At 60.8% G+C, this 9206-nt stretch carries 10 protein-coding genes and 1 tRNA gene; 5 read left to right on the top strand and 6 right to left on the bottom strand.

Going from position 1 to position 9206, the window contains the following annotated elements:
* Window positions 1-73, bottom strand: a tRNA-Met gene (locus Q0K17_RS08855).
* Between the two features lie 432 nt (window positions 74-505).
* On the opposite strand from Q0K17_RS08855, the gene Q0K17_RS08860 reads away from it, so the two are divergent.
* Window positions 506-1078, top strand: a complete 573-nt coding sequence (locus Q0K17_RS08860; RefSeq protein ID WP_294542376.1) for a helix-turn-helix domain-containing protein — start codon at window positions 506-508, stop codon at window positions 1076-1078.
* Window positions 1062-2294, top strand: a complete 1233-nt coding sequence (locus Q0K17_RS08865; protein WP_294542377.1) for an MFS transporter — start codon at window positions 1062-1064, stop codon at window positions 2292-2294. The genes Q0K17_RS08860 and Q0K17_RS08865 overlap by 17 nt, the downstream gene beginning before the upstream one ends.
* 51 nt (window positions 2295-2345) lie before the next feature.
* Here Q0K17_RS08865 and Q0K17_RS08870 read toward each other — a convergent pair whose 3' ends face one another.
* The 5 genes from Q0K17_RS08870 to Q0K17_RS08890 all read right to left on the bottom strand — a co-directional run bounded on the left by Q0K17_RS08870 (window position 2346) and on the right by Q0K17_RS08890 (window position 7164).
* Window positions 2346-3014: a DUF6320 domain-containing protein gene (locus tag Q0K17_RS08870; protein WP_294542378.1), complete on the bottom strand. Its 669-nt coding sequence runs from the start codon at window positions 3012-3014 to the stop codon at window positions 2346-2348.
* Window positions 3011-4276, bottom strand: a complete 1266-nt coding sequence (locus Q0K17_RS08875) for a hypothetical protein (RefSeq protein WP_294542379.1) — start codon at window positions 4274-4276, stop codon at window positions 3011-3013. The genes Q0K17_RS08870 and Q0K17_RS08875 overlap by 4 nt, the downstream gene beginning before the upstream one ends.
* A gap of 21 nt (window positions 4277-4297) precedes the next feature.
* Window positions 4298-5296, bottom strand: coding sequence for an alpha/beta hydrolase (locus Q0K17_RS08880; protein ID WP_366776851.1), 999 nt, complete (start codon window positions 5294-5296; stop codon window positions 4298-4300).
* A gap of 36 nt (window positions 5297-5332) precedes the next feature.
* The gene (locus Q0K17_RS08885; protein WP_294542381.1) at window positions 5333-6268 is read right to left on the bottom strand and encodes a hypothetical protein; all 936 of its coding nucleotides are present in this window, start codon (window positions 6266-6268) and stop codon (window positions 5333-5335) included.
* A gap of 104 nt (window positions 6269-6372) precedes the next feature.
* The gene (locus Q0K17_RS08890) at window positions 6373-7164 is read right to left on the bottom strand and encodes an IclR family transcriptional regulator (RefSeq protein WP_294542383.1); all 792 of its coding nucleotides are present in this window, start codon (window positions 7162-7164) and stop codon (window positions 6373-6375) included.
* 142 nt (window positions 7165-7306) lie between these two features.
* Here Q0K17_RS08890 and Q0K17_RS08895 point away from each other — a divergent pair, with 142 nt between their 5' ends.
* The 3 genes from Q0K17_RS08895 to Q0K17_RS08905 all read left to right on the top strand — a co-directional run.
* Window positions 7307-7465 carry a hypothetical protein gene (locus Q0K17_RS08895; protein WP_294542384.1) on the top strand — a complete coding sequence of 53 codons (159 nt, stop codon included), beginning with the start codon at window positions 7307-7309 and terminating at the stop codon, window positions 7463-7465.
* Between the two features lie 37 nt (window positions 7466-7502).
* A complete protein-coding gene (gene eda, locus Q0K17_RS08900) occupies window positions 7503-8465 on the top strand; it encodes a bifunctional 4-hydroxy-2-oxoglutarate aldolase/2-dehydro-3-deoxy-phosphogluconate aldolase (protein ID WP_294542386.1) in 963 nt (320 codons plus the stop codon).
* 61 nt (window positions 8466-8526) lie between these two features.
* Window positions 8527-9206: sugar kinase (locus Q0K17_RS08905; protein ID WP_294542387.1), on the top strand; the 680-nt coding region annotated here is incomplete at its 3' end.

The following is a 9206-nucleotide window of genomic DNA, read 5'->3' on the forward strand; positions in this document are numbered from 1 at the left end:
TTGCGGGGACAGGACTTGAACCTGCGACCTCCGGGTTATGAGCCCGACGAGCTACCATCTGCTCTACCCCGCGATATTTTGTTGCGTCTCTTTCGAGATAGCTTAATCAATATACCATACGCACTAAGGTTTGTCAATAGTTTTTGCTAAAAAAAATGAAAAAGTTTTACGGTGGGCACTTCCACGGCCAAAAAGGCCGCTGCATGAGGCGTGATGGGGCTATTTTGCACACGGTGGAGACCGTCTTTTTTGAAATCCGGTTGGAAAAACAGATGCCGTCCTCTTGACATTACAATATTTGTAACGATATAATTTATGTAATGAAGGGGGCATACCAATGAACAAGGCAAATCAACACAGGGACACTTCCTGCAAGACCGATTCCAAAGTCAGCACAGAACGGACACAGGAGCCGGTTGTCCCGGATGCACCGGGTGCGGGGGCAAACGGACCGGCAACACCAGCCGAAGGCGGGAAAGGCTGCAAACCCCGCTTCCGGGATGACATGCTGGTTCTCAGCGATGAGAAGGACGTGTCCATCTTCATGCACCCGCTGCGTCAGCGCATGCTGGAGAAGATGATGATCCTGGCGGAGCCGGTGACCTCCAAGCGGCTGGCTGACGAACTGGGCATCGCGCCCAGCTCGGCCCGACACCATATGCTCAAGCTGGAATCCATCGGGGTGGTGGAAAAGGACCATCAGGAGCTGATCCACGGTATCCTGGCTACCTACTACCGCATGACCGACAAGTGCATCTCGCTGAATGTGTGCAACACCGGTCTGTGGGACCCCACCCGGCTTCTGCTGGAAGAAAATGCCCGACAGGTGCGGGAAGGTGCCTTGAAGATGATGAAGGACTGGCAGGAAAGCCCCAGCCAGGACTGGGACGATGCCTGGGGCCTGTTGGAGACCAACGGCGTCATCCATCTTACCCGGCAGGAGGCGCTGGAACTGCGGAACCTGATGGGAGATTACCTTCATAAGCACAGCCAACCGCGCCCGGGAACGGCGCCGATCCGGTTCGACGTGATTTCTTACCGGGCAGGGGAGGTAAAGGAAGATGACGGCAAACACTGACACTGCACCCCGCCGCCGGTTCAACCGGAATCTGTTTCTGGTCTGGCAGGGCATGGCTGAGTCCAAAATCGGAAGCGTACTGTATGCCATCGCCATCGGCATCTGGGTGTACGACAAAACCGATTCCGCCGCCTGGATGAGCATGACCACCGCCATCAGCTATTTCGGCAACATGCTGCTGCAGCCTCTGGGCGGGGTGCTGGCCGACCGGTTCAACCGCCGCAACCTGGCTGCCGGCAGTGATGCGGTCTGCGGTGTGACCATGCTGCTCTTGGGAGCGCTGGCTCTCGCAGGCAAGATGCAGGTCTGGCAGGTGCTGGTGGTGGCGGCCATCAGCTCGGTGTGCAGCGCGGTGCTGTATCCGGCCATGAACGCCCTGCTGCCCCAACTGGTGGAGCAGAATAACCTGATGCGGGCCTCTGCCCTGATGCAGAGCACCCAGTCGGCAATTCAGATGATCGGCAACGCAGCGGGGGGATTTCTGGTGGTGATCTTCGGCGTGCCGGGAATCATCCTGTTCAACGGGGCCACCTTTCTTTTTTCCTCCGCCACCGAATGGTTCATCCAGGTACCGGAGACCCCACATGGGCAAAAGACAGAACATCGCAGTTTTATCCGGGATTTCGCCGATGAATTTGCCTATCTGAAACAGCATCCCGGCCTGACCGGCATGATGGCGGCGGGAGCCGCGGTCAACCTGACCTGCGGCGGGTTTACCGGCATTGTGTATGCCTGGTGCCTGGATAAGGGCATGGACATTCCCCAGTACGGCCTGTTCCTGGGGGCGGAAAGCGCCGCCATGCTGGCGGCCACCGTCCTGATGGCCCTGGTGCCGCTCCCGCGCCGCCGTCGCTGGCATGTACTGGCTCTGGCCAATGTGGGGTACAATCTGCTGTACATCGGGGCCATGCTGGCGTCCGGGTTCCGGGCCTGTACTGTGCTGTACACAGGATTTGCCTTCTGCAATATGGTGGCCAATACGTTCATGTATCCGGCGGTGATGGAAGCCGTCGAGCCGGCCTACCATGGCCGGATCCTGGCCCTGTTCAATGCGGCCTGTGTGGGGACCACTGCCTTTTCCATGGTAGCGTACGGGCTGCTGGGAGACGCATTCGGGGTGATGCCGGTATCCCTGGCAGGCGGTGTGCTCACCCTGATCCCCGCGGTTCTGTTTGTATGCAATCCCACCCTGCGTGACCTTCTGACGCAGGAATGAAAAACACCTCTCTTTCGAATGAGAAAGAGAGGTGTTTTTGTGTGTGGATCCTTACATATGCAGCCGCTTGGCAAACTCAGACCACAGGGCCCGACCCTTGAAGATGACCAGCCCCAGAAAGGTGATGACACTCACAATCAGGCAGATGACCCAGGGCAGGGCGGCACGGGTGTGGCGGATGGTCAGCACGATGTAGGGCACCACGCCCACGCCGATGTTCAGCAGAAGGTAGATCAGACCGTTTTCGGTAAACTTCCGGTTGATAAAAGCAAACAGAAAATTCAGCACCAGGGTGGCGGTGCACAGGATGGGAATGACCAGGTCAATGGACACGTTGCCCCAGTCCAGGAACCAGTCACAGAACCACACCAGCAGGGAAGCCCCCACCAGAATCTGGAACAGCAGTTTGGGGGCATTGTGGCTGCCCATCATCAGGGCGCGCAGCAGAAGCAGCGCCGCTGCCACACAGGCCACCACCACCAGACTCCAATGCAGATGCAGTTCCTCCTGCAGCAGAAAGTCAATGGCGGCACAGACCACCACGCCGGCCAGCAGGAAGAAGGCGGCCAGTTTGAAAAAGAGAGGCAGCCGCCGTCCCGGCGGCGGTGCGGGCGGGAAGTAAGGGGTGTCCGGCTCATCGGCACCGGGCAAAGGACTCTGGCACAGGGGGCAGTACGAACCGCTGCCCACCTGGATATGACAATGAGGGCAGGTTTTCATGGGTTTTGCACCTCGCTCGCGTACAGCGTGACGGACAGTCCGGCGTCTGCCAGACTGCGGTAGAAGTTTTTCAGCACATTGGTGCTGCGGTAAGCCGAGGCGGTGCCCAGCACCAGATCATCCCCGTAAGAGCAGACGGTGGTGAAGAGGGAAGGGGTGCTGCAATAAGCGGCGAACCCGTGAATGTACGGCCCCAGGGCCTGCGGCACCGTGACCCGGCCCATGTTGGAGATGGTCAGGGTCACCTTGCGGGCTTCCACCCAGTTGCACAGGCCCACCACCCAGTTCTTGAAGAAGAGGGGGACCGGCCGCACACCGGGAATGCGTTCAAATCGTTCAAAACCGTCCATCTGGGCCTTGATGCGGTCATCCGAAAGGGCGTCCCGCAGCTTGGCGTCAAATTCTTTGGCCAGCTCGTCCAGCGTTTCCTCTCCGGTAAAGATGTGCGCCACCCGCACGGTGTTGAAAAAGTTGCGGGCGGTGTCAGAGGGAAAATAGTTGCGCAGATTCACCGGCAGACCCACGGCCATGGCGTGGCCCCGCTCCATGGAGGGCATCTCCCGCCAGGCGGCCAGCATCTGGGCCGCGGCCAGATAACTGGTCAGGCTCACGCCCAGGGCCCGGGACTTGGCCAGGACCTGCGAGGCGGACAGATGCCCTTCAAAGAACTGGGTCTGGTCCAGGGGCAGCCGCCGCCCGTGCAGCCGGCAGACCCGGCGTCTGGCGGCCGGGTCCGGGGCACCTTTGGACGCCCGACGGGCCGCGTAGAATTTGGAATAGGAATTCTGTTCCATGTCTGCGGCCGAAGCACCCTGGTCCCGGGCCACATCCGCCAGGGAATCGGGATGCTGCAGCTGCAGGTAGTTGTGCACCAGACATTTCAGAAACATCAGCCCGCCGTTTCCATCGGTCAGGGCATGAAGCATTTCCACGCTGATGCGGGCGCCATAGTAGGTCACCCGGTACAGCAGGGCGTTTTTCTGGTCCGGACCGTACAGCGCCGCGCAGGGCTGCTTGGTCTCCGGTTCAGGCACCGGCCGTTTGTCGGTGGCCTCAAAGTAATGCCAGAACAGGCCCCGGTGCAGGGTGACCTGAAAATTGGGCAATTCCCGGGCGGTGCGTTCCAGCGCCCGGGTCAGGACCTCCGGGTCCACCTCCTCGTTCAGGGTACAGCTGATGCGGAACACCCGCGGATCGCGCCGATTCATGGTGGCCAGGAACAATTTGGCCACGTTATCGACTTTATACCAGTTTTCCGGCACGGCAAAGCCCCCTTTCTGCGGTCAAAGCTGCCGTTGGATAAACCGTCCCACGCTGTCCATGGCCTGGGCGGCGCTGCGGATGGGCATCTGCTGGAACACATGCCAGCAGTCTTCGTACACTTCCAGTGTGCTGAACACATTCTGCTCCTGCATCTTCCGGTGCAGCTGTTCGGAGTCGGAGAAGAGGATCTCGTTGGTGCCCACCTGGATCAGGGTAGGGGGCAGGCCGCGCAGATCGGCAAACAGGGGCGAGAAGCAGGGCGATTCAAAATCGGTGCGGGTGCTGCAGTAAGCGGCGCGCACCGATTCGATATACTGCATGGTCAGCATGGGGTCCAGGGCCGCCCGCTCGGTGTGGCTGGCACCGGAGGCGGTCATGTCGGTCCAGGGGCTCATGAGGATCAGGGCCCGGGGCTGGCGGCGGCCCTGCTCCTTCAGCCGCAGGGCCAGTTCCAGCGCCAGGTTGCCCCCGGCGGAATCTCCCGCCACAATGATGTCCCGGGCACCGTAGCCCATATAGGCCAGATGATCCCACACCGCCAGGGCGTCGGTCAGGGCAGCGGGATAGGGGTGTTCGGGGGAAAGGCGGTACTCAAAGGAAAGCACGTCGCACCCGGCGGCCAGGGCCAGTTTGCTGGCCAGCACCCGGGCATAGCCCAGCTGGCCGCAGGTGTACCCGCCGCCGTGGCAGTACAGCACCACATGGCGCCGGTCGTGTCCGGCTTCAATGCTCACCCACTCTGCCGGTACCGGAACGGGGCCGCCCCGGATGGCCAGATAATCGTTGCGCAGTCCCAGGGTGGGGCTGACCAGGCGGCCGAACAGTTCCTGTCCGGCGCGCTGCCGTTCCAGGTCGTCCGGGTTGGTGGAGCCGGAGGAGGTGACGCTGTGCACGGCCTTGATGGCCCGCATCATGGGGGTCAGCTGGTCGGTCTCGGCAGGGCGCTTGCGCCGTGCGTGATGCAGCTTGCTCCGGTCCACCGAGAGCGGGCTGCGGGGATTCTTGGGCAGATCAGCCATAGGAAAAAGGTCCTTTCGGTATTCGTGAAAATAAACTCAGTCCGGCAGGGCAGCCAGCAGCCGCACCCACAGGGTACGCAGGAGCGGCGGATGGGCTGCCGGCATCCCGCACAGGCGCCACACCGCCTTGCGGTCGGGAAAAGCGCCCCGTCTGGCATACCGGCGGTAGAGCAGTTTCAGCTGCCGGTCCTTGCCGCTGCCGGGTAAATGCAGGATGCAGATGGGTACCAGACAATAATTGGTGGAAACAAAGTAATGCCGTGCGCCCAGCCAGTAGCGCCAGATGTAGGCATTGGCTGCCCGCACCGGTTCGCCGCTGCGCAGCGCCCGCCATGCCGCAATGCACAGGATGACCTCGTCGCCATCCCGGGGCAGCACATTCCGGGCCTGCATCTCCTCATAGATTTCCCGGCACAGCGCCAGAAATCCCCGCAGCCGGGAGGCGCTGCCCGCCACCAGCTCCCCGCCGAAATGGGTCAGAACATGGGGGGCGCTTTCGGGATACAAGGCATCGCAGCAGCTGCTGATGGCCGCCGCCATGGGCTGGCTGGCCGGATGGGGGACCTGGTACAGCAGAACGGCTTCCTCCGCTTCCCGCCACAGGTCGGTCAGGGGATACTGGGTATAGGTGTCGGTGTCCAGCATGGCACACCGGTCAAACGTCAGGTTGTTCAGTACCCAGTCCATGGCGCAAAGCTTATAAAAGGCCAGGGACCAGGGCAGGTCGGCCCCGAACCGGAAACGGTCAAAAGGGCATTGATATATGGTAACACCGGCCCGGGCCAGTTGTTGGTCGAAAGGAGCGGGCAGCGGGTCGTTGGTGATGAGGGCCACCTCGCAGTCCGGATTCTGCTGCTTGGCGCTGACCAGCGCCACCACGATGCAGCGGTAATAGACCTGACGGCCCCGGTTGGCGTCGGCGTTTTCCCGGAACCCGTCCAGGGTGGCAAATGCACTGAAAATCAGGTCCATGGCAGATCCTTTCCGGTCATGTATTATTATAGGTAAACGGGGCCCGGACATGCGCCGGACCATTCGGCTTCATTATACCCCGCGGGGCCATGGTTGTCCACCGCTCAGGTTTTGCTTACCAGCCCCAGGTCGTGCAGGATATCCGTCCGGGTCTCCAGAGCCAGGGTGCTGATGCGCCGGATGCGCTCCGCGGTCATGTACGGCGCCAGCCCGCTGATGGAAAAGGCGCTGTCCGCCCGACCGCCCGGTCCGGGAATGGCCAGAGCCACGCAGCGGATGCCCAGTTCGTTCTCTTCATCGTCAATGGCGTATCCGCAGTTGCGCACCGTCTGCAGCTGGCTGCGCAGCTGGTCCAGATCGGTGACAGTGCGGCCGGTCAGCTTCTGCAGGCGGCTGTGATGCCAGATCTGTTCCACCTCCGCGTCGGGCAGGGTGGCCAGGATGGCCTTGCCCACACCGGTGCAGTACAGCGGGCTGCGCAGTCCCACCCGGCTGGACATCCGCATGGGGCCGCTCTCGGTCTTATAAATGTAGACCACGTCCGCCCCGTCCCGGATGACCAGGTGCACCGCCTCCGCCGTGCGCTGGGACAGCCGCTCCAGATGCAGCTTGGCCACGCTCATGATGTCCATGCTGTTGACGATGCCGGAGGAGATCTCGAACATTTTCAGGGTCAGCCGGTATTTGCCTGTCTGGGCATCCTGTACCGCGTACCCCAGGCTGACCAGACTGCCCAGCAGCCGGTGTGCGGTGCTTTTGGCCAGATGCGCCTCGGTGGCCAGGTTCTGCAGCCCTGCCCCGGCGGGGTGGGCAGCCAGTACCTCGATGAGTTCAAAAATGCGGGAAACGCTCTGTACGCCCCCGCGGTCGGTTTCTTTTTCCGGTGTCTGCGGCATCCTGTGCCTCCTGCATGCAAAATTTACAAAAAGTTCATAATTTGAAGGGGAACAGCCTGCGATCCGAAAGTGCAGGACTCCTGTTCCACAATATGGAACCAAGTATAGCAGGAACGACCCGATTTCGCAAGAGGCATGCCGAATGATGGAACGCAAGCAAAAACCACAAAAAGCAGCTGCGAACCACTGGCAATTTGGCCCGATTGACGCGGGGAAGGGGAATTTGTATAATAAAAATCAGCAAATTGCGGAACGGCGTTCCAACATATGGAACCCCCCGGACGCAAATTTGATACGGTAAAACCTCAGGAAATTTCATAACGAAGGAGAAATGTGCTATGAATCCGGTAGTGCAGCGCGTTTACGAAATCGGTATTATCCCTGTCATTGCTTTCAACAGTGTGGACGAGGCCGTGCCTCTGTGCAAGGCCCTGGTGGCCGGCGGTCTGCCGGCCGCGGAAGTCACTTTCCGCACCGCCTGCGCCGAAGAGTGCATCAAGAAGATCCACGACGAGGTGCCTGAAATGCTGCTGGGCGCCGGCACTGTCCTGACCGAGGATCAGGCTGACCGCGCCATGGCCGCGGGTGCCTCCTTCATCGTTGCCCCGGGCTTTGACCCCAACGTCACCAAGCACGTCATGGAAAAGGGCGGCCTGATGATGCCCGGTACTTCCACCCCCGGCGAGATGCAGCAGGCCATGAACCTGGGCTGCGAGGCCATCAAGTTCTTCCCGGCCGAAGCCAACGGCGGCGTCAACATGCTGAAGAACATCGGCGGCGCCCTGAAGACTGCCAAGTGGATGTGCACCGGCGGCATCAACGCCAAGAACGTCAACGAGTACCTGGCCAATGACCAGATCTTTGCCGTGGGCGGCACCTGGATGTGCAAGAGCGACAAGATCAAGGCCGGCGCCTGGGACGAGATCACTGCCATGTGCAAGGAAGCCGTCGATGTCATGCTGGGTCTGGAACTGGGCCACATCGGCATCAACTGCGCTGACGACACCGAAGCCGCCAAGACTGCCGAGACCCTGGGCGCTCTGCTGAGCATGGCTGTCAAGCCGGGCAACTCCAGCATCTTTGTGGGCAACAAGGAATTCGAGATCATGAAGAAGCCGGGCCGCGGCACCCATGGCCATATCGCCATCAAGACCAACAACGTGGACCGTGCCATCTATCACCTGGGCCTGCGTGGCGTCAAGTTCGATATGGATTCCAAGGTCGTCAAGAACGGCAAGACCACTGCCATCTACATGGCGGACGAAGTCGCCGGCTTTGCCATCCATCTGGTCCAGAAATAAGCCGGACCCCCTGAATCGGTACCCGAACTGAAAAAGTCTTTGATAAAAGGAGAAAATACCCATGAATGTCGTTACTTTTGGCGAACTGATGGTCCGTCTGCAGCCGTACAACTACGAGCGTTTTGTGCAGGCTGATCACCTGGAATTCACCTTCGGCGGCGGCGAGGCCAACGTTGCGGTCTCTCTGGCCAACTATGGCGCCCATGCCATCTACGTCACCAAGCTGCCCGCCCATGCCATTGGTCAGGCCGCTGTGAACAGCCTGCGCCGTTACGGCGTTGACACCACCAAGATCGTCCGCGGCGGCGATCGCGTGGGCATCTACTACAACGAGAAGGGCGCTTCTCAGCGCGGCTCCGTCTGCATCTATGATCGTGCCCATTCCGCTATCCAGGAAGCCACCACTGCCGATTTCGACTGGGATTCCATCTTCGAGGGCGTGGATTGGTTCCACTTCACCGGCATCACCCCGGCCCTGGGCCCCAATGTCGTGGACATCTGCCGCGAAGCCTGCAAGGCTGCCAAGGCTCATGGCGTCAAGATCAGCTGCGACCTGAACTACCGCGGCAAGCTGTGGACCCGTGAGGAAGCCCGCGCTGCCATGACCGACCTGTGCCAGTATGTGGACGTCTGCATCTCCAACGAGGAGGACGCCAAGGACGTGTTCGGCATCGAGGCCGAAGCCACCGACATCTACGCCGGCGAGATCAACCGCGAAGGCTACAAGAGCGTGGCCAAGCA

It is taken from the genome of uncultured Gemmiger sp. (genome assembly GCA_944388105.1).
Taxonomy (GTDB): Bacteria; Bacillota; Clostridia; order Oscillospirales; family Ruminococcaceae; genus Gemmiger.